This is a genomic window from Microvirga thermotolerans (assembly GCF_009363855.1).
GTDB classification, from domain to species: domain Bacteria; phylum Pseudomonadota; class Alphaproteobacteria; order Rhizobiales; family Beijerinckiaceae; genus Microvirga; species Microvirga thermotolerans.
Genome location: NZ_CP045423.1, coordinates 1967103 through 1988251 on the forward strand (window position 1 = coordinate 1967103; position 21149 = coordinate 1988251).

Genomic DNA, 21149 nt, shown 5'->3' on the forward strand with positions numbered 1-21149 from the left:
CGCCGCCGGAATGCGCAGGAAGTCCGGGCGTTTCTTTCCGCCGCAGAGTGCAAGGAAGCCGGTGGGGCTTGCGTTCGCCGGTGAGCGCAAGCCTTTCCGGGCCGGGGCAGCTGCCGATCGGCGTCATTTGAAAATTGCCGCTACGGTTTCGGGCCGCTGTTGCAAGTGTGTAACAGACATTCGCACATGTGTTAGTTAATAGCATTGCAAGTATGGCTTTCCTCACATCAGGACGGATCCAATGAAGAAGATTCTGCTCTCCTCCGTGGCCCTGCTGGGCTTCACCGCCGGCGCGATGGCCGCCGACCTGCCGTCCCGCGCGGCTCCGGCCCCGGTCGTCGCTGCGGTTCCGGTCTTCACCTGGACCGGCTTCTACGTCGGCGTGAATGCCGGCTACGGCTGGAACACCAGCAACAAGTCGCCTTATTTCTTCGACCCGGTGCTCGGCTATAGCGGCGACGGCGGCAACGACGGCGGCTTCGTCGGCGGCGCCCAGGTCGGCTACAACTACCAGATGGGCATGTTCGTCCTCGGCCTCGAGGCCGACATCCAGTACGCGGACCGCAGCCGGGATCGTGGCTATTACGCCCTCGGCTATGCCTATGACCGCTCGTCCGACGACTGGTTCGGCACCGTCCGCGCCCGCGCCGGCGTGGCCTTCGACCGCGCGCTCGTCTATGCCACCGGCGGCTTCGCCTATGGCGACGGGAACGGCGGCTGGACCGCTGGCGGCGGCCTGGAGTACGCCTTCACCAACAACCTGAGCGCCAAGGTCGAGGGTCTGTACGTGAATCTCGATCATGGCCACCGGAACGACGGCTACGTCGTCGGATACTCCGCCGGCCGCGGCAAGGACGAGTTCGGCGTGGTCCGCGCCGGCCTGAACTACCGCTTCGGCTCCTACTGATAAAGAACTGCCGCCAAGGCAGCGAGGCCCGGCGGGAACGCCGGGCCTTTTCGTTTTTCGTCCGGTCCTTGGCCTGGTGAGGTGAGGCTTTCCGGAGCGGAGGCCTTCGTCCGCCGCGCCCGACATTCAGCGCGTCATTGAACGCGAGCCGTCATAGCGACGCGCGCAGCGCGGTCGCTGCGGCGACGAGAACGAAGAGAAGACCGGCGCCGCGTCCGATCCAGGCGGTGACGCGAGGACTCGCGACGAGGACGGTCCGCGCGCCGTCGGCGGCGAGCGCCAAGCCCCCATAGACTGCAAGCTGCACGAGCACGGTCATGAGGCCCATCACAAGGGCCTGGGCCCAGATCGCGCCGTACCGGGGCAGGAGGAACTGCGGATAGACGGCGAGGACGAAGAGATAGGCCTTGGGGTTGAGAAGGCACGTGACCGCCCCCTGGCGAAAGGCGATCCAGTGGGAGCGCGCGCCCGGACCGTCGACCGTTCCGAGCGAGATGGAACTCCGCAGCAGGGTCAGTCCGATCCAGGCCATGTAGGCCGCGCCCGCATAGAGCAGCACGGTGAAGACCCGAGGAGCCAGGCCGACGATCAGGCTCACGCCGAGGGCTCCGAACAGCGTGTGCGCGGCGCCTCCCACCATGATGCCGGCCGTGGCGGCGAGGCCCGCGCGCCGTCCGCCGGTCAGGGCATTGGTGAGGACGAACAGCATGTCCATGCCGGGAATGACGACGATTCCGAAGAGGAGGGTGAGGAAGAGCCAGAGATTCGCGCTATAGGTCATTGTCAGGAACTGCCGGGAGACTTTCCCTTGAATGACCCAACGGCTCTTGCTTTCCAACGGGTTGAGGGCTCGTACCGGACGCCGCAACTGACAGCGTTCTGTCAGTAGGGAGGGATGCCGCCATGCGGAAGGCCTCCAGGCTGTTCGAGATCGTCCAGATTCTCAGGCTCGCGGACGGTCCGGTGACGGCCGCCGGGATGGCGGCATCGCTCGGGGTCGCGTCCCGCTCGGTCTATCGCGACATCGCCGCCCTGCAGGGGATGGGGATCCCCGTCCAGGGCGGCCGCGGCATCGGATATCGCCTGAAGCGGGGGTTCGAACTGCCGCCGCTCATGTTCTCCATCGACGAGACGGAGGCGCTCGTGCTCTCGCTGGCCCTGCTGGAACGGATCGGCGACGACGGGCTCAAGCGTGCCGCCAGGCAGGCGGCTCAGAAGATCGCGGCGGCGGTGCCGCCGCCCCTCCGCCAGGTTCTCTCGGGCAGCGCCCTTCATGCCTGGGGCGCCATTGCCCCTGCGCCCGCCGGAATCGACCTTGCGGCCGTGCGGGCGGCGCTCCGGGAGGAGCGGGTGCTCGAGATCGCCTATCGCGATGCGGAAGGGCGGGCGACGCGGCGGCGGATTTGGCCCATCGCGCTGATCTACTACGCGGAGCGGGCCAACATCGTCGCCTGGTGCGAGCTGCGGCAGGACCTGCGCCAGTTCCGGACGGACCGGGTGGAGGCGAGCGCCGCCACGGAGACCTTCTTCAAGGGACAGGGCGACGACCTGCGGCGCGCATGGGTCGCCGGGTGGACGGGGGATCCGGCTGCGGCTCCGGCCTGAGCGCATCCGATTGGGGCGGCCGAGCCGACCGGGCACGAAAAAGCCGGAGCCCCGAGAGGCTCCGGCTCCGGAGGGCCGCCATCCGCGGCCAGTCCCGTCCCGCCCGATCAGCAGGAATAGTACATCTGGAACTCGACCGGGTGCGGGGTCATCTCGAAACGGGCGACCTCGGTCATCTTCAGCTCGATGTAGCTGTCGATGAAGTCGTCGTTGAACACGCCGCCGGCCTTCAGGAAGGCGCGGTCCTTGTCGAGGCTCGCGAGCGCCTCGCGCAGCGACCCGCAGACGGTGGGGATCTTCTTCAGCTCGCGCGGGGGCAGGTCGTAGAGATCCTTGTCCATCGCCGGGCCCGGGTCGATCTTGTTCTGGATGCCGTCGAGGCCGGCCATGAGAAGGGCCGCGAAGGCGAGATAGGGATTGGCGGTCGGGTCGGGGAAGCGGACCTCGACGCGCTTCGCCTTCGGCGAGGTCGTCCACGGGATGCGGCAGGAGGCGGAGCGGTTGCGGGCCGAATAGGCGAGCAGCACCGGAGCCTCGTAGCCGGGAACGAGGCGCTTGTAGGAGTTGGTCGACGGGTTCGTGAAGGCGTTCAGCGCCTTGGCGTGCTTGATGATGCCGCCGATGTACCAGAGGCATTCCTGGCTCAGGTCCGCGTACTTGTTGCCCGCGAACATGGGCTTGCCGCCCTTCCAGATCGACTGGTGAACGTGCATGCCCGAGCCGTTGTCGCCATAGACGGGCTTCGGCATGAATGTCGCCGTCTTTCCATAGGATTGGGCGACGTTGTGAATGCAGTACTTGTAGATCTGCATCTCGTCGGCGGTCCGCACCAGCGTGTTGAACTTGGTGCCGAGCTCGTGCTGGGCCGAGGCCACCTCGTGGTGGTGCTTCTCGACCGTCACGCCCATGGCCGCCATGGCGGCGAGCATCTCGCCGCGCATGTCCTGGCCGGAGTCGAGCGGCGGAACCGGGAAGTAGCCGCCCTTGATCGGGATGCGGTGGCCCAGGTTGCCGCCCTCGTAGTCCGTGTCGCCGTTGATCGGCAGCTCGGAGGCATCGAGCTTGAAGCCCGTGTTGTAGGGATCGGCCGTGAACTTCACGTCGTCGAACACGAAGAACTCGGCCTCGGGGCCCACATAGACCGTGTCGCCGATTCCCGTGGACTTCAGGTAGGCTTCCGCCTTCTTGGCGATGCCGCGCGGGTCGCGGTTATAGGGCTCGCCGGTGGCGGGCTCGAGGATGTCGCAGACGATCGACAGGGTCGCTGCGGAGAAGAACGGATCCATCTGCGCGGTCGCCGGATCGGGCATGAGGATCATGTCCGACTCGTTGATCGCCTTCCAGCCCGCGATGGACGAGCCGTCGAACATCACGCCGTCGGCGAACACGTCCTCGTCGATCATCGACTGGTCGAACGTCACGTGCTGCCACTTGCCGCGCGGGTCCGTGAAACGGAAGTCGACATACCTGATGTCGTTGTCCTTGATCGCCTTGAGCACATCCTTGGCGGTCTGCATGATCGTCTCGTCCTCTTCTGGCCGTAAATCGTTGCCCGCAGCCGGCGGCGGCGGAATGCGCGGCGAGCTCAGATCGCGTCGGATCCGGTTTCGCCCGTTCTGATGCGGACGGCTTCTTCCACCGTCGACACGAAGATCTTCCCGTCCCCGATGCGGCCTGTCTGCGCGGCCTTGCGGATCGCCTCGATGGCGCTGTCGACCATGTCGTCGGCCAGCACGATCTCCAGCTTCACCTTGGGGAGGAAGTCGACCACGTATTCGGCGCCCCTGTAGAGCTCCGTATGGCCCTTCTGGCGTCCGAAACCCTTGGCCTCGATGACCGTGATGCCCTGGAGGCCGACCTCCTGGAGGGCTTCTTTGACTTCATCGAGCTTGAAGGGCTTGATGATGGCTTCGATCTTTTTCATTCGAGGACCGCCCGCTTCGCGTTTTGCCGCTTTTAGCACCACCGGCTGGGGGCTTCCATGGCCGGTGCGTTCCCGACCCCTCGGTTTTGCCCCGGAAGGAGGCAGGCAATGATCAAAGTTTGGGCAAATGCCGCATTCGCGAACGGCTACGGTCACAACCGGACCGCAGGAGCACCATGACACGCCCGGAACCGCTCCCTCTCGCATACCAGATGAGGCAGGCCGACGCCGCGGCGATCGCGGCCGGCACTCCGGGACTGACGCTCATGAAGCGGGCCGGCCACGCCGTGGCCGAGGCAGCCCTGCGCATGGCGCCTCCCGGTGCCCGCGTGGTCGTCGCGGCCGGGCCGGGCAACAACGGGGGAGACGGCTTCGTGGCCGCCGCCCTGCTGGCCGGGCGGGACTGCCGCGTCACCCTTGCGTTGCTCGGAGACCGCGAGCGGCTGAGGGGCGACGCCGCCCTGGCGGCGGCCGAGTGGCAAGGGCAGGCGATCCCCGTTCGGGAGGCTGCGTTCGACGAGGCCGACCTGATCGTCGACGCCCTTTTCGGAACCGGCCTCCAGCGCGACCTCGAAGGAGAGGCGCGACAGGCGGTCGAGCGCATGAACGCCTCCGGCCGGCCGGTGCTCGCCGTGGACCTGCCTTCGGGCATCGACAGCGATTCGGGGGCGGTCAGGGGAGCGGCCGTGCTCGCGCAGCGCACGGTCACCTTCGCCGCCCGCAAGCCCGGCCACCTGCTTCTGCCGGGCCGCCGCTTCGCCGGGACGGTGGAGGTCGCCGATATCGGGATCGATCCTCACGCGAGGACGTCCGGTGTCGAGACCTTCGCCAATTCGCCGGGCCTGTGGCGCGAGGCGCTGCCGAGGCCCGGCCTCGATTCCCACAAGTACGACCGGGGCCACACCCTGGTCCTGTCAGGCGGGGCGACCCGGACCGGGGCGGCCCGGCTGGCCGCGCGGGCCGCCCTGCGGATCGGCTCGGGCCTGGTGACCGTCGCCTCGCCGCCCGAGGCCCTGGGGATCAACGCCGCGCAGCTCACGGCGGTCATGCTGCGCGGATGCGACGGGCCGGAGGGGCTTTATGCGATCCTCAAGGACGAGCGTTTCAACGCGCTCCTGCTCGGGCCCGCCCTCGGCGTCCATGCGGCGACCCGGGCCATGGTCACGGTCGCGATCCACGCCCGGCGCTCCCTGCTCCTCGACGCGGATGCGCTGACATCCTTCGAGGGGCTGGCCTCGGAACTGCATCGGGTCTTTCACGGAGCACCGGCGGTGCTGACGCCGCACGAGGGCGAGTTCGCGCGCCTCTTCAAGGGGCACCCGGACATCCTCGATCCGCCCTCGAAGCTGGAGCGCGCCCGCCGCGCCGCCGCCTATACCGGCGCCGTGGTGGTGCTCAAGGGCATGGACACGGTGATCGCCGCCCCCGACGGGCGCGCCGCCATCAACGAGAACGGGACCCCCTATCTCGCGACCGCGGGCTCCGGCGACACGCTCGGCGGAATCGTCGCCGGGCTGATGGCCCAGCACATGCCGGCCTTCGAGGCGGCCTGCGCGGGTGTCTTCATCCATGCGGCGGCGGGGGCGGGCTTCGGGCCGGGGCTCATTGCCGAGGATCTGGCGGACCTGATCCCCGGCGTGCTGAGGCAGCTCCTCAGCTGACCTCGATCCAGGTCCACAGGCCCGCGTCGAACCGCTCCATCGCCGTCGAGGCGAGGAGCCACCGGCCCGGATTGTCGGCCACGAAGGCGATCCGGACCGTCTTGTTCTCCGGAACCTGGACCGTATCCAGGAAATAGGGCTGCCAGCCGTCGTCGAGGGCATGGAGAAGGCGGAAGACGTGGCCGTGCAGGTGGAAGGGCTGCACGAGGGGCGTTCTGTTGATCAGGGTCAGGACGACGGGCGAGCCGCGCCTGACCTTGAGGAGGGGCGCCGCCGCGTCCCCCGCCGCGCCATTGAGGGTCCAGGGCGCGGGCTTTCCGTCCTCGCCCTGGATGAGCACGTCCTTGCGGGCCGCCTTCTCCAGGGCGATGGCGCTGGGCAGCTTGCCGTTGGGCGCAAGCGGCGAGGGCGCCGGGCGCGCCGGGCCCGGATCTCCCGCCGCCGCGATCTCCGCGAGAGGAAAGCCGTTGCCGACGAGGGCAACGACGCGTCCCGTCTCGGCGGCCCCGGCCGGGAGGTCCACGAGAAGGTCGTAGCGGCTGCCCGGCGCGAGGGGCAGGGAGGCCCGCAGGGGCTCGAACGTGTCCGTCGGCTGCCCGTCCACGGCGATCACCGTGGCCTTCAGGCCGTCGAAGCGCAGGCGAAAGGCCCGGGCATTGCAGGCATTGGCGAGGCGAAGCCGCACGCGGCCCCCGGGCGGCGCCTCGACCCGCCACGGCGCCGGCGCGCCGTTGACCGTCAGCAGGTTGCCGAGCCGACCGCCGGGATTCGGGCCCGCGTCCGCAGGAAAGGGTGCGAGGGCGCCGTCCTCGCCGAGGCTCCAGTCGTCGATCAGGAGCGGGACATCCAGGTCGACCGGCGGCGGGGCAGGCTCCTCGACGACCAGCAGGGCCGACAGGCCCCGCTCCAGCGGCTCGGCGCTGCGTCCCAGGACGCAGGGGCGGATCAGGAGGGTGCCGGGATCGGGTGGGGTCTGACGGTAGGTAAAGGTCTCGCCCGGAGCGACAGGAGGCTGCGTGAGCCCTCCGACCCCGTCCATGCCGTTGAGGCCGCGCATGCCCTGGACGTGCAGGCTCAGGGGCAGGGCCGTGCCGTTCCTGAAGGTGAAGGCGAGGGGGGCGCCTGCCTTGAGCCGGAAGGCGGGGTGAAGGCGGTCGCCCAGGGTCAGGATCTCGGCTTCGGCAGCGGCATCCGGGCGCAGGCGGCGGCGGCCCGGGGCGGCGACGAGTTCCCCGGGGAGGGGCAGCCAGGGGTCGGAGGCGCCGGGCGCGGCCGTGCCGGACCGACGTCCGAGCCCGAAGAGCAGCGTTGCGAGACCGGCGGTGGCGGCGCGGCGGGTGATCATGCGGCGGAGGCCCTTCTGGCGGCGTTCGGGAGGTCCGGGGTACAGGCTTGAACGCGAACGGCCAAGTTTTGTTGCTTCCCGGCCGGCCGCAACCCGCAGCCGAACACGAACTTTTTTGATGCGCCCGCCTTCAAGCGTGCTATAGAGCCCCGTCCCGGACGAGGGGTGCATCGCGCCGCCTCCCGCGCGGGCGTGGCGGAATTGGTAGACGCACTGGATTTAGGTTCCAGCGGCGAAAGTCGTGGGGGTTCGAGTCCCTCCGCCCGCACCAACTCCGTCTGGGTTGGTCTCCGGACGGCTCCCGCGGGCCTGTTTGACGGCGGCGAGCCGCAACGGCCGGAGCCTGGGACGAAGATTTTTTCGAGTAAGCGAAGGCGATATAACCATGCAGGTGACGGAAACTCTGTCCCAAGGCTTGAAGCGAGAATTCAAGGTCGTTCTCCCGGCGACGGAGCTGGAGCAGCGTCTCAACGACGAGCTGTCGACCCTTAAGGACCGGGTGAGAATCAATGGTTTTCGTCCCGGCAAGGTGCCGGTGGGGCATCTGCGCAGGGTCTACGGCCGCTCGGTGATGGCCGACGTCGTCCAGAATGCCGTCAACGAGGCCAACCGCCGGATCGTCGAGGACAACAGCCTCAAGCTCGCCCATGAGCCCCAGGTGAAGCTGCCCGAGAGCAAGGACGAGATCGAGAAGGTCATGGACGCCAAGGGCGATCTCGCCTTCACGGTCGCGCTCGAGGTCCTCCCGGTCTTCGAGCTGGTCGACCTGTCGGACGTGACGGTGAAGCGCCCCGTCGCCGAGGTGACGGACGCCGAGATCGACGAATCGCTCGAGCGGATGGCCAAGCAGAACCGCTCCTTCGAGCCCAAGAAGGGCAAGGCCGCGGAGGGCGACCGGGTGGTCGTCGACTTCGTCGGCCGGATCGACGGCGAGGAGTTCCAGGGCGGCAAGGGCGAGGACATCCGAGTGGAGCTCGGCTCCAACACCTTCATCCCGGGCTTCGAGGACCAGCTCGTCGGCGTGAAGGCCGGCGACACCAAGGTCGTGAAGGTGACCTTCCCCGCCAACTACTTGGCGGCGCACCTCGCCGGCAAGGACGCGGAGTTCGACGTCACCGTGAAGGAGGTCGAGGCTCCGGGCGAGCTCAAGATCGACGACGAGCTGGCCAAGGGCTTCGGCATGGAGTCCCTGGACAAGCTGAAGGAGGCCATCCGCAGCGCCATCCAGCGGGATTTCGACGCGCAGTCCCGCCGCAGGGTGAAGAAGGACCTCCTCGACGCCCTGGACGAGAAGTACAGCTTCGAGCTGCCTCCCAGCCTGGTCGAGCAGGAATTCGCCGCGGTCTGGGCGCAGGTCGAGGGCGACATGCGCGCCAACAACCGCACCTTCGCGGACGAGGGCACCACCGAGGAGGAGGCCCGCGCCGAGTACCGGAAGATCGCGGAGCGCCGCGTCCGCCTCGGCTTGGTGCTTGCGCAGATCGGCGAGAAGACCGATATCAAGATCTCCGACGACGAGGTCACCCAGGCTCTCGTCGAGCGGGTTCGCCAGTACCCTGGCCAAGAGAAGCAGGTTTGGGATTTCTACCGCAAGAATCCGCAGGCTCTGGCCGAAATCCGGGCGCCGCTTTTCGAGGAAAAGGTCATCGACCACATCCTGTCCCAGGTGAAGGTCGTGGACGAGACCGTTTCCAAGGAAGCGCTGTTCGGCGACGACGAGGGCGAGGAGGGTGCCTCCGAGTCCAAGCCGAAGTCGAAGGCGAAGGGCGCCAAGAAGACCAGCAAGAGCGAGTAACGCGCTTTTCGGGCGTCTCGCCGCTTGCATCATCTACCGGCCGCGCATCCGCGCGGCCGCCTTTGGAGCAGTGAGACGATGAGAGACCCGGTTGCGTTGTACAACAACACGCTCGTCCCGATGGTGGTCGAGCAGTCGAATCGCGGAGAGCGCGCGTTCGACATCTATTCGCGTCTCCTGCGCGAACGGATTATTTTCCTCACTGGGCCGGTGGAGGACTATTCGGCCTCGCTGATCGTGGCGCAGCTCCTGTTCCTCGAGGCCGAGAACCCGAAGAAGGAAATCTCCTTCTACATCAACTCGCCGGGCGGGGTGGTGACCTCCGGCCTGTCGATCTACGACACCATGCAGTTCATCCGCTGCCCCGTCTCGACCCTGTGCGTCGGACAGGCGGCCTCCATGGGCTCGCTCCTCCTGGCCGCCGGCGAGCCGGGGCAGCGGTTTGCCCTCGCCAATGCCCGAATCATGGTTCACCAGCCCTCGGGCGGCTACCAGGGCCAGGTGACGGACATCATGATCCACGCCCGCGAGAGCGAGGCCCTCAAGCGGCGGCTCAACGAGATCTACGTGAGGCACACGGGCCAGGACATCGCCTCCGTCGAGCAGGCCCTGGAGCGCGACAACTTCATGACGGCCGATGCCGCCAAGGAGTTCGGGCTGATCGACCAGGTCCTGAGCAAGCGCCCCGAGCCGGCCGCGCCGCAGCCCTGATTCCGAATTGCTGGGGATAAATTCGGGGCCGGTGCGTCTTTTTGGCGTCCTGCCCCGTTCCTATTGATCGCTACCCGCTCGCGTGTTTGCATGCGGATTCGGGGCGCGGTCCGATAGGGGGCTCGAAATTTCTAAGCGCTGGAACCTTTCATTAGCTCCAGCGCTCCTAAACTAAAGGATGCCGGGCCGGCACGAGCCGCCCCGGCGCCGATTGGAGATGTGATAATGACCAAAGCTGGCGGCAACGACTCCAAGAGCACGCTTTACTGCTCCTTCTGCGGCAAGAGCCAGCACGAGGTTCGCAAGCTGATCGCTGGCCCCACCGTGTTCATCTGCGATGAATGCGTCGAGCTGTGCATGGACATCATCCGCGAGGAATCCAAGTCGTCGCTGGTGAAATCTCGCGACGGCGTCCCGACCCCGAAGGAGATCAGCCGCGTCCTCGACGATTACGTCATCGGCCAGGAGCACGCCAAGAAGGTGCTCTCTGTTGCGGTGCACAATCACTACAAGCGGCTGGCTCACGCGGCAAAGCACAACGACGTGGAGCTCGCCAAGTCCAACATCCTGCTCATCGGGCCGACCGGCTCGGGCAAGACGCTGCTCGCGCAGACCCTGGCCCGCATCTTGGACGTGCCCTTCACCATGGCCGATGCCACGACCCTCACCGAGGCCGGCTACGTGGGCGAGGACGTCGAGAACATCATCCTGAAGCTGCTCCAGGCGTCCGACTACAATGTGGAGCGGGCGCAGCGCGGCATCGTCTACATCGACGAGATCGACAAGATCTCCCGCAAGTCGGACAACCCCTCCATCACCCGCGACGTGTCGGGCGAGGGCGTGCAGCAGGCCCTTCTGAAGATCATGGAGGGCACGGTGGCCTCCGTTCCGCCCCAGGGCGGACGCAAGCATCCCCAGCAGGAGTTCCTGCAGGTGGACACCACCAACATCCTGTTCATCTGCGGCGGCGCCTTCGCGGGGCTGGAGCGGATCATCGCCGGTCGCGGCAAGGGCACGTCCATCGGCTTCGGGGCCACTGTCGAGGCGCCGGACGACCGCCGGACGGGCGAGATCTTCCGCGGCGTCGAGCCCGAGGACCTGCTGAAGTTCGGCCTCATTCCCGAGTTCGTCGGCCGCCTTCCCGTGCTCGCGACCCTCGAGGACTTGGACGAGGAGGCCCTGAAGCGCATCCTCCAGGAGCCCAAGAACGCGCTCGTGAAGCAGTACCAGCGCCTGTTCGAGATGGAGAACGTGAGCCTGACCTTCCAGGAGGAGGCGCTCACCATGATCGCGCGCAAGGCGATCGAGCGGAAGACCGGCGCGCGCGGCTTGCGCTCCATCATGGAGGGCATCCTCCTCGAGACCATGTACGAGCTGCCCGGCCTCGACTCCGTCGAGCAGGTGGTGATCGGTCCCGAGGTGGTCGAAGGGAAGGCCAAGCCCCTCTTCATCCACGGCGATCGCGGCGACCAGACCGCGAGCGCCAGCGCCTGAGGAACAGCATCCGTGCCGGGCGCCGTCCTTGAAACCGGGTGCCCGGCACGCCACATTGTCTCTTGCGCGACCGCCGTTCGCTCATCGCTCCGAGGGGCGGCGCCGCGTACCGGACGCAGCCCGTCACAACAGCTTGAGCGTTCCGGTTACCCGTCCGCAGACCCGCTCAGGGGAGGGGCTCGGCGGACGCTGCGAAAGGATGTCGTCTCATGACACAAACGAAGCCACGTCAGCCTGTCGTCCCAGGCTCGACAGGAACCTATGCGGTTCTGCCTCTGCGCGACATCGTCGTCTTCCCGCACATGATCGTGCCGCTCTTCGTCGGCCGCGAGAAGTCGATCCGCGCGCTGGAGGAGGTGGTCAAGGGGGACCGTCACATTCTTCTGGCCACCCAGATCGATGCGACGGACGACGATCCGGCGACGGATGCGATCTACAAGGTCGGTACCCTGGCCAACGTGCTCCAGCTCCTGAAGCTGCCCGACGGCACCGTGAAGGTGCTGGTGGAGGGCGCGAGCCGCGCCCGGGTGAAGGCCTATACCCGTACCGACGAATACTACGAAGCCGAGGCCGAGGTGCTTCCCGACTCGCTGGGCGACCAGATCGAGGCCGAGGCCCTGGCGCGCTCCGTCGTGTCCGAGTTCGAAAACTACGTCAAGCTCAACAAGAAGGTCTCGCCGGAGGTCGTCTCCGCGGTGACTCAGATCGACGAGCCCTCCAAGCTCGCCGATACCATCGCCTCGCATCTGGCGATCAAGATCGCCGACAAGCAGGCGATCCTCGAGATTCCGACCGTCGCCCAGCGGCTCGAAAAGGTGCTCGGCCTGATGGAGAGCGAAATCTCCGTCCTCCAGGTCGAGAAGCGGATCCGCACCCGCGTGAAGCGTCAGATGGAGAAGACGCAGCGCGAGTACTACCTCAACGAGCAGATGAAGGCGATCCAGAAGGAGCTCGGCGACGACGAGGGTCGCGACGAGCTGGCCGAGCTCGAAGAGAAGATCGAGAAGACCAAGTTCACCAAGGAAGCCCGGGAGAAGGCGCTCGGCGAGCTCAAGAAGCTGCGCCAGATGTCGCCCATGTCCGCCGAGGCGACTGTGGTGCGCAACTATCTCGACTGGCTGCTCGGCATTCCGTGGAACCGCCGCTCGAAGATCAAGAAGGACCTTAAGGCGGCCCAGGACCTGCTCGACGCCGATCACTACGGCCTCGAGAAGGTCAAGGAACGCATCATCGAGTACCTGGCCGTGCAGCAGCGGGCCAACAAGCTCACGGGGCCGATCCTCTGCCTCGTCGGCCCTCCCGGCGTCGGCAAGACCTCCCTCGGCAAGTCCATCGCCAAGGCGACGGGGCGCGAGTTCGTCCGCATGTCGCTCGGCGGCGTGAGGGACGAGTCCGAGATCCGCGGCCACCGGCGGACCTATATCGGCTCGATGCCCGGCAAGATCATCCAGTCGATGCGCAAGGCCAAGACCTCGAACCCGCTCATCCTGCTCGACGAGATCGACAAGATGGGCATGGACTTCCGCGGCGATCCGTCGGCGGCGCTCCTCGAGGTGCTCGACCCCGAGCAGAACAACTCGTTCAACGACCATTACCTCGAGGTCGACTACGACCTGTCCAACGTGATGTTCGTGACGACGGCCAACACGCTCAACATCCCGGCGCCGCTTCTCGACCGCATGGAGGTGATCCGCATCGCGGGTTACACCGAGGAGGAGAAGGCGGAGATCGCCCGCACGCACCTCATCCCGACCGCCATGAAGAAGCACGGCCTTGGGGAGAAGGAGTGGTCGATCGACGACGAGGCGCTGCTCATGCTCATCCGGCGCTACACCCGGGAGGCGGGCGTGCGCAACCTGGAGCGCGAGATCTCCAACCTGATCCGCAAGGCGGTGAAGGAGATCCTCATCTCCAAGGTCAAGACGGTCGAGGTGACGACCGCCAACCTGCCCGACTTCCTCGGCCCGCCGCGCTACCGCTACGGCGAGGTGGAGGCGGAGGACACGGTGGGCGTGGTCACCGGCCTTGCCTGGACCGAGGTGGGCGGCGAGCTGCTCACCATCGAAGGCATCATGATGCCGGGCAAGGGCAAGATGACCGTCACCGGCAATCTCCGCGACGTCATGAAGGAATCGATCTCGGCCGCGGCGTCCTACGTCCGCTCCCGGGCCCTGGATTTCGGCGTCGAGCCGCCCCTGTTCGACCGGCGGGACATCCACGTGCACGTGCCGGAAGGCGCGACGCCCAAGGACGGCCCCTCCGCCGGCATCGCCATGGCGACCGCCATCGTCTCGGTCGTCAGCGGCATTCCGGTCCGCCGCGACATCGCCATGACCGGCGAGGTCACCCTGCGCGGCCGGGTGCTGCCGATCGGCGGGCTCAAGGAGAAGCTCCTGGCGGCGCTGCGCGGCGGCATCAAGAAGGTCCTGATCCCCGAGGAGAACGCCAAGGATCTGGTGGACATCCCGGCCAGCGTGAAGAACGGGCTCGAGATCGTGCCCGTCTCCCGCATGGATCAGGTCCTCCAGCACGCCCTGGTGCGCATGCCGGAGCCGATCGAGTGGGACGAGGCGGCGAGCCCGAGCCCGACGAAACCGGCCGAGGTCGAAGACGATTCGGTCGGCGTGATCGCCCACTGAAACTTACGTTACGTCACGTTTTTGACGGCGCCCCCGGATGCGAATCCGGGGGCTTTTTTCGGTGTGGAACCTTCCAGAATGGCTTGTTTCGGCCGTTTCGGGGCTTGCGTGCGGCCCAGCTTTGCGCCACACGGTCTCTTTGAAACGGTGGCACACCCAGCGTGGCCGCCGGCATCACTGGAGGATATCAAATGAACAAAGGCGAGCTCGTTGCGGCCGTCGCCGACAAGGTGGGGCTGTCTCGCGGTCAGGCCGGTGAGGCCATCGACGCCGCTATCGAGGCCATCACCGCCGCGCTCAAGAAGGGCGACGAGGTGAAGATCGTTGGATTCGGCACCTTCGTGGTGACCAACCGCGCCGCCGGCGAGGCGCGCAACCCGCGCACGGGCGAGAAGGTGAAGGTTCCGGCCTCCAAGACCCCCAAGTTCCGCGCGGGTGCGGGCCTGAAGGAAGCCGTGAACGGCAAGTAACCCTTCACAGGCGATCTTTTCTTGCCGAGAAGGCCGACCGCGCTTGCGTTGTCGGCCTTCTCTTTTTATGTCAGGCGCAGACGAGGGCGGTTAGCTCAGCTGGTAGAGCATCGGTTTTACACACCGCAGGTCGGGGGTTCGAACCCCTCACCGCCCACCATTCTCCCCACGCCCGATCCCTGTCCCGTCCCTCTTCCCCCATAGCCTTCGACTGCATGCCGGGGCGGCCCTGGGGGATGCCGCCCGGCCGCGATGGACAGGACGATCCGCTTCCCCGATGCAGGCATGCCCGTCGTGGACCGAGCCGGCTCCGAGCCCGCCCTGGATTCGCCCGACCGGGCGGCGCGCGATTCCTGGGCCACGATCCGCACGGATCGCTTGACAGAACCCGGGGGCGACCTTAAACCGCCCCACACCGCTTCGGCGGTTCCATGCGCGGGCGTAGCTCAGTCGGTTAGAGTGCCGGCCTGTCACGCCGGAGGTCGCGGGTTCGAGCCCCGTCGCCCGCGCCATTGACGGCCAGAAGAGCCGCACCTTCTCCCCTCCGGCCATTCGCCTCGTTGCCTGCCGTCGCGGCGGAATCCGCCGCTCATGGCCCGCGAAGCTCCGCCCTGCAGGCTGTCCCTGAGGCGCTGCGGCATAATTTTTCGCCTCCCGGTGAAGCAAAACCGGCAAGCTCGACGTTATCGGCCATCAGGAGAGGCGTCGTTCCATGTCAGTATCCAAAGTCTTCACCGATATGTCCAACTGGGTCGCGCAGATGTCCGGGCGCCCCATCACCTTCGGCGTCTGCCTGGCGATCATCGCGGTCTGGGCCCTGAGCGGCCCGGTCTTCGGATTCTCCGACACCTGGCAGCTCATCGTGAACACGGGCACGACCATCGTCACCTTCCTGATGGTCTTCCTGATCCAGAACACGCAGAATCGGGACGGCGCCGCGATCCAGGCCAAGCTGGACGAACTGATCCGCGCTAGCGCCGCCCAGAACGTCTTCATCGGCATCGAGCACCTGACCCAGGAGGAGCTGGACGAGATCCGCGCCCGGTGCGAGGCCAAGGCCCGGATGGAGTCGAAGATGGAAACCGCCGCGAACGCCGCGAACGTGGCCGAGGACGCCGCCAACCGCAAAGCGGCCACCGCCGCAAAAAGGGCGACTTCGTAGTTTTGAAACGTTCTTTTGCGGCACCGCAAACACTTGTCAGGGAAGGGGATCTCGGCTAAGCCTCCCCCCGCAATCCATGTGTGTCGCAGGGCCTTTCAATAGGCCGTCTGCGGCTTAATTTCATGGTTTGGCGCCGGCTTCGTACCGGTTTTGTTCCTTTAGGTGTCGCATGACGAATCTCCTCGCCGACTACCTGCCTCTCGTGATCTTCATCGGCGTGTCGCTCCTGATCGGGGTGGCGCTGCTCGTGGCGCCGTTCATCGTCGCCTACAGCCGTCCCGACACGGAAAAGCTTTCGGCCTACGAGTGCGGGTTCAACGCCTTCGACGATGCCCGCATGAAGTTCGACGTGCGGTTCTACCTGGTCGCGATCCTCTTCATCATCTTCGACCTCGAGGTGGCGTTCCTGTTCCCTTGGGCCATCACCTTCGGAACCCTGGGCTGGTTCGGCTTCGTCTCGATGATGATCTTCCTGGCCGTGCTCACGGTCGGATTCGTTTATGAGTGGAAGAAGGGAGCTCTGGAATGGGATTGATCGCCGATAACCGGGCTCCTCTCGTCGCTCCGGCTCCGAAGGGTGTCATCGATCCCGCCACGGGACTGCCCGTAGGATCGACGGATCCCTATTTCGTCTCGATCAAGGACGAGCTGTCCGACAAGGGCTTCCTCGTCACCTCCACCGAGGACCTGATCACGTGGGCGCGCACCGGCTCGCTCATGTGGATGACCTTCGGCCTGGCGTGCTGCGCGGTCGAGATGATGCAGATGTCGATGCCCCGCTACGATGCGGAGCGGTTCGGCTTCGCTCCGCGCGCCTCGCCGCGCCAGTCGGACGTGATGATCGTCGCCGGCACCCTGACCAACAAGATGGCGCCCGCGCTCCGCAAGGTCTACGACCAGATGCCCGAGCCGCGCTACGTCATCTCCATGGGTTCCTGCGCCAATGGCGGCGGCTACTACCACTATTCCTATTCCGTCGTGCGCGGCTGCGACCGCATCGTGCCCGTCGACATCTACGTGCCCGGATGCCCGCCCACCGCGGAGGCGCTGCTCTATGGCGTCCTGCTTCTCCAGAAGAAGATCCGCCGCACGGGTACCATCGAGCGCTGAGAAGGTCATCGCATGAGTGCTGAACTGCAGGCCCTGAGCGATCACATCGCCTCGTCCCTCGGCGAGGCGGTGACGGCGCGCGAGATCGCCTACGGCGAGCTGACCCTCGTCGTTCGCGGGCAGGACATCGTCAGGGCGGTCACGTTCCTGCGCGACGACCCGCAATGCCGCTTCGTCTCCTTCATCGACATCTGCGGCGCCGACTATCCGGGGCGGGAAAAGCGCTTCGACGTGGTCTACCACTTCCTGTCTCCCTACCTGAACCGGCGCATCCGCCTGAAGGTGGAAACGGACGAGGTGACTCCCGTCCCGTCCGTGTCCGGCATCTTCCCGGCGGCGAACTGGTTCGAGCGCGAGGCCTACGACCTCTACGGGATCCTGTTCTCCGGGCACCCGGACCTGCGCCGCATCCTGACCGATTACGGCTTCGAGGGCTTCCCCCTGCGCAAGGACTTCCCGCTCACGGGCTTCGTCGAGGTCCGCTACGACGAAGGCCAGGGCCGCGTGGTCTACGAGCCGGTGAAACTCAGCCAGGAATTCCGCAACTTCGATTTCCTCTCGCCGTGGGAGGGGACGGACTACATCCTGCCCGGCGACGAGAAGGCGAAGGCCTGAGGCGGAGAGGACAGCGCATGGGCGAGCATAACATCCGCAACTTCTCGATCAATTTCGGGCCCCAGCACCCGGCGGCGCACGGCGTTCTGCGCCTCGTGCTGGAGCTCGACGGCGAGGTGGTCGAGCGGGTCGACCCGCATATCGGCCTCCTGCACCGCGGCACCGAGAAGCTGATCGAGTACAAGACCTACATCCAGGCCAATCCCTATTTCGACCGGCTCGACTACGTCGCGCCGATGAACCAGGAGCATGCCTTCTGCCTGGCGGTGGAGAGGCTCCTCGGGATCGAGGTTCCGCGGCGTGCGCAGCTGATCCGCGTACTCTATTCGGAGATCGGCCGGCTCCTGTCGCACCTTCTCAACGTGACGACCCAGGCCATGGACGTCGGCGCCCTCACGCCGCCTCTCTGGGGTTTCGAGGAGCGTGAGAAGCTGATGATCTTCTACGAGCGCGCTTCCGGCGCGCGCATGCACGCCAACTACTTCCGCCCGGGCGGCGTCAACATGGACCTGCCGCCGGAGCTCATCGACGACATCGAGGCCTTCTGCGATCCGTTCCTCAAAGTGCTCGACGATCTCGACGAGCTGGTGATCGGCAACCGCATCTTCAAGCAGCGCAACGTTGACATCGGCGTGGTGTCCCTCGAGGACGCCTGGAAGTGGGGCTTCTCCGGGGTCATGGTGCGCGGCTCCGGCGCCGCGTGGGACCTGCGCAAGGCGCAGCCCTACGAGTGCTACGAGGAGATGGAGTTCGACATCCCCGTCGGGCGCAACGGCGACAACTACGACCGCCAGGTCATCCGCATGCTCGAGATGCGCGAGAGCGTGAAGATCATGCGCCAGTGCATCGCCAAGCTGCGGGCGCCGGACGGGCAGGGGCCCGTCACGACCCTCGACGGCAAGGTCGCGCCTCCCTCGCGCAGGGACATGAAGCGCTCCATGGAAGCGCTCATCCACCACTTCAAGCTCTACACGGAGGGCTTCCACGTCCCGGCGGGCGAGGTCTATGCCGCCGTGGAGGCTCCGAAGGGCGAGTTCGGCGTCTATCTGGTGGCGGACGGCACCAACAAGCCGTATCGCTGCAAGATCCGCGCTCCGGGATTCGCCCATCTCCAAGCCATGGATTTCATGTGCCGCGGCCACATGCTGGCCGACGTCGCGGGCATCCTGGGCTCGCTGGACATCGTGTTCGGCGAGGTCGACCGGTAATTCGTCGGGACCTGGCGCCGCCCGGGTCTTTCCGCGCCGCCGGCGCGGATCGAGGTTCAAGTCGTGCATGGCAGGCCGCAGGTGGCCTGCCATGACGATGAGGAGAAGAGTTCTATGGCCGTTCGCAAGCTCGCGCCTGAGGAAATACAGCCCGAAAGCTTCACGTTCTCCCCCGAGAACATGAAGTTCGTGGAGCAGCAGATCGCAAAGTACCCGCCGGGGCGCCAGGCCTCCGCGGTGATCCCGCTCCTGTGGCGCGCCCAGGAGCAGGCGGGCGGCTGGCTCCCGCGCGCGGCCATCGAGAAGGTCGCCGAGATCCTCGACATGCCGAAGATCCGCGTGATGGAGGTGGCGACCTTCTACACGATGTTCAACCTGGAGCCGGTGGGTAAGTACTTCATCCAGTTCTGCGGCACGACGCCCTGCATGCTGCGCGGGGCGGGAGACATCAGGAAGGTCCTGGAGCGCCGGATCGGCGAGCAGAACCACGTGACGCCGGACGGCACCTTCTCCTGGCTCGAGGTCGAGTGCCTGGGCGCGTGCTGCAACGCGCCCATGGTGCAGATCAACGACGACTACTTCGAGGACCTCACGCCGGAGAACTTCGAGAAGCTCCTCGACGACCTCGCGGCGGGCCGCCCGGTCAAGAAGGGCTCGCAGATCGGCCGCCGGTCCTCCGAGCCGCATGAGGCCGTGAAGACCCTCACCGACCCGAGCCTGTACGACGGCTCGCAGATCGGCGCATGGCGCAAGCGCTTCGAGGAGGAGGCCGCGAGCGCCGCGGCGACCGGCGAGGCCGCGGCAGCCACCGCTTCGGCTCCCTCGACGCCCAAGCCCGCCAAGCCGGAAGCCGGCCGCGCGATCGAGACCGAGAAGGCCGACACCCCCGCCAAGCGCGCCAAGGAGGGCGAGGCGCCCGTAAGCCCGGCCGAGCGCAGGGAGGCGTCCGACGCCTCCAGGGCGACGGCGGCCGAGCCGCGCACCGAAAACGCCGATGCGCCGGCCCCGCAGAGCGACAAGTCCTATGTGGGAACGCCGAGCAAGCCCGGCGAGGGCCGCCCGACGGCCGACGCCCCGACCGCCCCGGTCGCCGGAACCCCGCCTTCCGATACGCCTGCGCGCCGGGACGGCAGCGAGAGCAAGCCGGACGTGACTCTCGACAAGAGCAACAAGCCGTCCTGACGGAGTGAACTGACATGCTTCAGGACAAAGACCGCATCTTCACCAACCTCTACGGCTTCCACTCGCCGGATCTGCAGGCCGCGAAGATGCGCGGCGCCTGGGACGGGACCAAGTTCCTCCTCGAGAAGGGACGCGACTGGATCATCGACGAGATGAAGAAGTCCGGCCTGCGCGGCCGCGGCGGCGCGGGCTTCCCGACGGGCCTGAAATGGTCCTTCATGCCCAAGCAGTCGGACGGCCGGCCGCACTACCTCGTCGTGAACGCGGACGAGTCCGAGCCGGGCACCTGCAAGGACCGGGAGATCATGCGGAACGATCCGCATCTTCTCATCGAGGGCTGCCTCATCGCCTCCTTCGCCATGGGCGCCAACGCCGCCTACATCTACATCCGCGGCGAGTACATCGCCGAGCGGCATGCGCTCCAGCGGGCCGTCGACGAGGCCTACGAGGCCCGGCTCATCGGCAAGGACAACATCCACGGCTATCCCTTCGACCTCTACGTCCACCACGGCGCGGGCGCCTATATCTGCGGCGAGGAGACCGCTCTCCTCGAGAGCCTCGAGGGCAAGAAGGGCATGCCGCGCCTCAAGCCCCCGTTCCCCGCGAACATGGGCCTCTACGGCTGCCCGACCACGGTGAACAACGTGGAATCCATCGCGGTGGCGGGCACCATCCTGCGCCGCGGCGCCTCCTGGTTCTCCGGCATCGGCCGTCCGAACAACGTCGGCACCAAGCTCTTCTGCGTGTCCGGGCACGTGAACAAGCCCTGCAACGTGGAAGAGGCCATGGGCATCACCTTCCGCGAGCTGATCGACACCCATTGCGGCGGCATCCGCGGCGGGTGGGACAACCTGCTCGCCGTGATCCCCGGCGGCTCCTCCGTGCCCTGCGTCCCGGCGGACCAGATCATCGACGCGCCGATGGACTTCGACACCCTGCGCGGGCTCAAGTCGGGCCTCGGCACGGCGGCGGTGATCGTCATGGACAAGTCCACCGACATCGTTCGTGCGATCGCCCGCATCTCCTACTTCTACAAGCACGAGAGCTGCGGCCAGTGCACGCCGTGCCGCGAGGGCACCGGCTGGATGTGGCGCGTGCTGACCCGCATGGCCGAAGGCCGCGCGCAGAAGCGCGAGATCGACATGCTTCTCGAGGTGTCGACCCAGATCGAGGGCCACACCATCTGCGCGCTCGGCGACGCGGCGGCCTGGCCGGTTCAGGGCCTCATCCGCCACTTCCGGCACGAGATCGAGAAGCGGATCGACGACTATGCGGCGAACCCGCATTCCGAACCCGTCATGATTGCGGCGGAGTGAAAGTG

General features: G+C 66.8%; 19 protein-coding genes and 3 tRNA genes. 18 read left to right on the forward strand and 4 right to left on the reverse strand.

Translation table 11 applies throughout. The features are described from left to right. Nucleotides 1–241: 241 nt before the first annotated feature. A complete protein-coding gene (locus GDR74_RS09115; protein ID WP_152586017.1) occupies nt 242–907 on the forward strand; it encodes an outer membrane protein in 666 nt (221 codons plus the stop codon). Between the two features lie 151 nt (nt 908–1058). On the opposite strand, the gene GDR74_RS09120 is transcribed toward GDR74_RS09115, so the two are convergent. Further along, a complete protein-coding gene (locus GDR74_RS09120; RefSeq protein ID WP_152586018.1) occupies nt 1059–1688 on the reverse strand; it encodes a LysE family translocator in 630 nt (209 codons plus the stop codon). Between the two features lie 122 nt (nt 1689–1810). On the opposite strand from GDR74_RS09120, the gene GDR74_RS09125 reads away from it, so the two are divergent. After that, a complete protein-coding gene (locus tag GDR74_RS09125; RefSeq protein WP_152586019.1) occupies nt 1811–2512 on the forward strand; it encodes a helix-turn-helix transcriptional regulator in 702 nt (233 codons plus the stop codon). A gap of 107 nt (nt 2513–2619) precedes the next feature. Here the strand turns inward: GDR74_RS09125 and glnA are convergent, their stop codons facing one another. Further along, a complete protein-coding gene (gene glnA / locus GDR74_RS09130; protein WP_152586020.1) occupies nt 2620–4029 on the reverse strand; it encodes a type I glutamate--ammonia ligase in 1410 nt (469 codons plus the stop codon). Between the two features lie 68 nt (nt 4030–4097). Continuing rightward, on the reverse strand, nt 4098–4436 hold the full coding sequence (locus GDR74_RS09135) for a P-II family nitrogen regulator (RefSeq protein WP_109596927.1): 339 nt from the start codon (nt 4434–4436) through the stop codon (nt 4098–4100). Between the two features lie 176 nt (nt 4437–4612). Between GDR74_RS09135 and GDR74_RS09140 the strand changes: the two genes are divergently transcribed. Continuing rightward, nucleotides 4613–6097, forward strand: coding sequence for an NAD(P)H-hydrate dehydratase (locus GDR74_RS09140; protein WP_152586021.1), 1485 nt, complete (start codon nt 4613–4615; stop codon nt 6095–6097). On the opposite strand, the gene GDR74_RS09145 is transcribed toward GDR74_RS09140, so the two are convergent. Further along, entirely contained in the window at nt 6090–7442 is a 1353-nt protein-coding gene (locus tag GDR74_RS09145) for a multicopper oxidase family protein (protein WP_152586022.1), read from the reverse strand. The two genes, GDR74_RS09140 and GDR74_RS09145, sit on opposite strands and share 8 nt — an antisense overlap. 186 nt (nt 7443–7628) lie before the next feature. On the opposite strand from GDR74_RS09145, the gene GDR74_RS09150 reads away from it, so the two are divergent. From GDR74_RS09150 to nuoF, 15 genes are all read left to right on the forward strand, one after another. Beyond that, a tRNA-Leu gene (locus GDR74_RS09150) sits at nt 7629–7713 on the forward strand. 114 nt (nt 7714–7827) lie between these two features. Further along, nucleotides 7828–9237, forward strand: a complete 1410-nt coding sequence (gene tig / locus GDR74_RS09155) for a trigger factor (RefSeq protein ID WP_152586023.1) — start codon at nt 7828–7830, stop codon at nt 9235–9237. Between the two features lie 78 nt (nt 9238–9315). Continuing rightward, on the forward strand, nt 9316–9948 hold the full coding sequence (locus tag GDR74_RS09160; protein ID WP_152586024.1) for an ATP-dependent Clp protease proteolytic subunit: 633 nt from the start codon (nt 9316–9318) through the stop codon (nt 9946–9948). Nucleotides 9949–10173: 225 nt separating this feature from the next. Further along, nucleotides 10174–11442, forward strand: coding sequence for an ATP-dependent Clp protease ATP-binding subunit ClpX (gene clpX / locus GDR74_RS09165; RefSeq protein WP_152586025.1), 1269 nt, complete (start codon nt 10174–10176; stop codon nt 11440–11442). Between the two features lie 209 nt (nt 11443–11651). Beyond that, nucleotides 11652–14081, forward strand: coding sequence for an endopeptidase La (gene lon / locus GDR74_RS09170; RefSeq protein ID WP_152586026.1), 2430 nt, complete (start codon nt 11652–11654; stop codon nt 14079–14081). A gap of 161 nt (nt 14082–14242) precedes the next feature. Further along, entirely contained in the window at nt 14243–14551 is a 309-nt protein-coding gene (locus tag GDR74_RS09175) for an HU family DNA-binding protein (RefSeq protein ID WP_484502496.1), read from the forward strand. Between the two features lie 84 nt (nt 14552–14635). Next, nucleotides 14636–14711: transfer RNA gene (locus GDR74_RS09180), tRNA-Val, on the forward strand. A 275-nt stretch (nt 14712–14986) separates the two neighbouring features. Further along, nucleotides 14987–15063 (forward strand) — tRNA-Asp (locus tag GDR74_RS09185). Nucleotides 15064–15263: 200 nt separating this feature from the next. Then, complete coding sequence (locus tag GDR74_RS09190) at nt 15264–15713, forward strand: low affinity iron permease family protein (RefSeq protein WP_152586028.1); 450 nt, start codon at nt 15264–15266, stop codon at nt 15711–15713. A 169-nt stretch (nt 15714–15882) separates the two neighbouring features. Further along, nucleotides 15883–16248 carry an NADH-quinone oxidoreductase subunit A gene (locus GDR74_RS09195; protein WP_152586029.1) on the forward strand — a complete coding sequence of 122 codons (366 nt, stop codon included), beginning with the start codon at nt 15883–15885 and terminating at the stop codon, nt 16246–16248. Further along, entirely contained in the window at nt 16239–16823 is a 585-nt protein-coding gene (locus GDR74_RS09200) for a NuoB/complex I 20 kDa subunit family protein (protein ID WP_152586030.1), read from the forward strand. Before GDR74_RS09195 ends, GDR74_RS09200 begins: the two co-directional genes overlap by 10 nt. Before the next feature lie 12 nt (nt 16824–16835). Then, complete coding sequence (locus tag GDR74_RS09205; protein WP_152586031.1) at nt 16836–17438, forward strand: NADH-quinone oxidoreductase subunit C; 603 nt, start codon at nt 16836–16838, stop codon at nt 17436–17438. A gap of 17 nt (nt 17439–17455) precedes the next feature. Beyond that, complete coding sequence (locus tag GDR74_RS09210) at nt 17456–18646, forward strand: NADH-quinone oxidoreductase subunit D (protein WP_152586032.1); 1191 nt, start codon at nt 17456–17458, stop codon at nt 18644–18646. A gap of 114 nt (nt 18647–18760) precedes the next feature. Further along, entirely contained in the window at nt 18761–19828 is a 1068-nt protein-coding gene (gene nuoE, locus GDR74_RS09215) for an NADH-quinone oxidoreductase subunit NuoE (RefSeq protein WP_152586033.1), read from the forward strand. Nucleotides 19829–19842: 14 nt separating this feature from the next. Beyond that, entirely contained in the window at nt 19843–21144 is a 1302-nt protein-coding gene (gene nuoF / locus GDR74_RS09220; protein WP_152586034.1) for an NADH-quinone oxidoreductase subunit NuoF, read from the forward strand. Nucleotides 21145–21149: the final 5 nt, after the last annotated feature.

Coding starts and splice junctions, on each gene's coding strand:
- GDR74_RS09115 (WP_152586017.1), top strand. CDS start 242: ATGAAGAAGATTCTGCTCTCCTCCGTGGCCCTGCTGGGCTTCACCGCC.
- GDR74_RS09120 (WP_152586018.1), bottom strand. CDS start 1,688: ATGACCTATAGCGCGAATCTCTGGCTCTTCCTCACCCTCCTCTTCGGA.
- GDR74_RS09125 (WP_152586019.1), top strand. CDS start 1,811: ATGCGGAAGGCCTCCAGGCTGTTCGAGATCGTCCAGATTCTCAGGCTC.
- glnA (WP_152586020.1), bottom strand. CDS start 4,029: ATGCAGACCGCCAAGGATGTGCTCAAGGCGATCAAGGACAACGACATC.
- GDR74_RS09135 (WP_109596927.1), bottom strand. CDS start 4,436: ATGAAAAAGATCGAAGCCATCATCAAGCCCTTCAAGCTCGATGAAGTC.
- GDR74_RS09140 (WP_152586021.1), top strand. CDS start 4,613: ATGACACGCCCGGAACCGCTCCCTCTCGCATACCAGATGAGGCAGGCC.
- GDR74_RS09145 (WP_152586022.1), bottom strand. CDS start 7,442: ATGATCACCCGCCGCGCCGCCACCGCCGGTCTCGCAACGCTGCTCTTC.
- tig (WP_152586023.1), top strand. CDS start 7,828: ATGCAGGTGACGGAAACTCTGTCCCAAGGCTTGAAGCGAGAATTCAAG.
- GDR74_RS09160 (WP_152586024.1), top strand. CDS start 9,316: ATGAGAGACCCGGTTGCGTTGTACAACAACACGCTCGTCCCGATGGTG.
- clpX (WP_152586025.1), top strand. CDS start 10,174: ATGACCAAAGCTGGCGGCAACGACTCCAAGAGCACGCTTTACTGCTCC.
- lon (WP_152586026.1), top strand. CDS start 11,652: ATGACACAAACGAAGCCACGTCAGCCTGTCGTCCCAGGCTCGACAGGA.
- GDR74_RS09190 (WP_152586028.1), top strand. CDS start 15,264: ATGTCAGTATCCAAAGTCTTCACCGATATGTCCAACTGGGTCGCGCAG.
- GDR74_RS09195 (WP_152586029.1), top strand. CDS start 15,883: ATGACGAATCTCCTCGCCGACTACCTGCCTCTCGTGATCTTCATCGGC.
- GDR74_RS09200 (WP_152586030.1), top strand. CDS start 16,239: ATGGGATTGATCGCCGATAACCGGGCTCCTCTCGTCGCTCCGGCTCCG.
- GDR74_RS09205 (WP_152586031.1), top strand. CDS start 16,836: ATGAGTGCTGAACTGCAGGCCCTGAGCGATCACATCGCCTCGTCCCTC.
- GDR74_RS09210 (WP_152586032.1), top strand. CDS start 17,456: ATGGGCGAGCATAACATCCGCAACTTCTCGATCAATTTCGGGCCCCAG.
- nuoE (WP_152586033.1), top strand. CDS start 18,761: ATGGCCGTTCGCAAGCTCGCGCCTGAGGAAATACAGCCCGAAAGCTTC.
- nuoF (WP_152586034.1), top strand. CDS start 19,843: ATGCTTCAGGACAAAGACCGCATCTTCACCAACCTCTACGGCTTCCAC.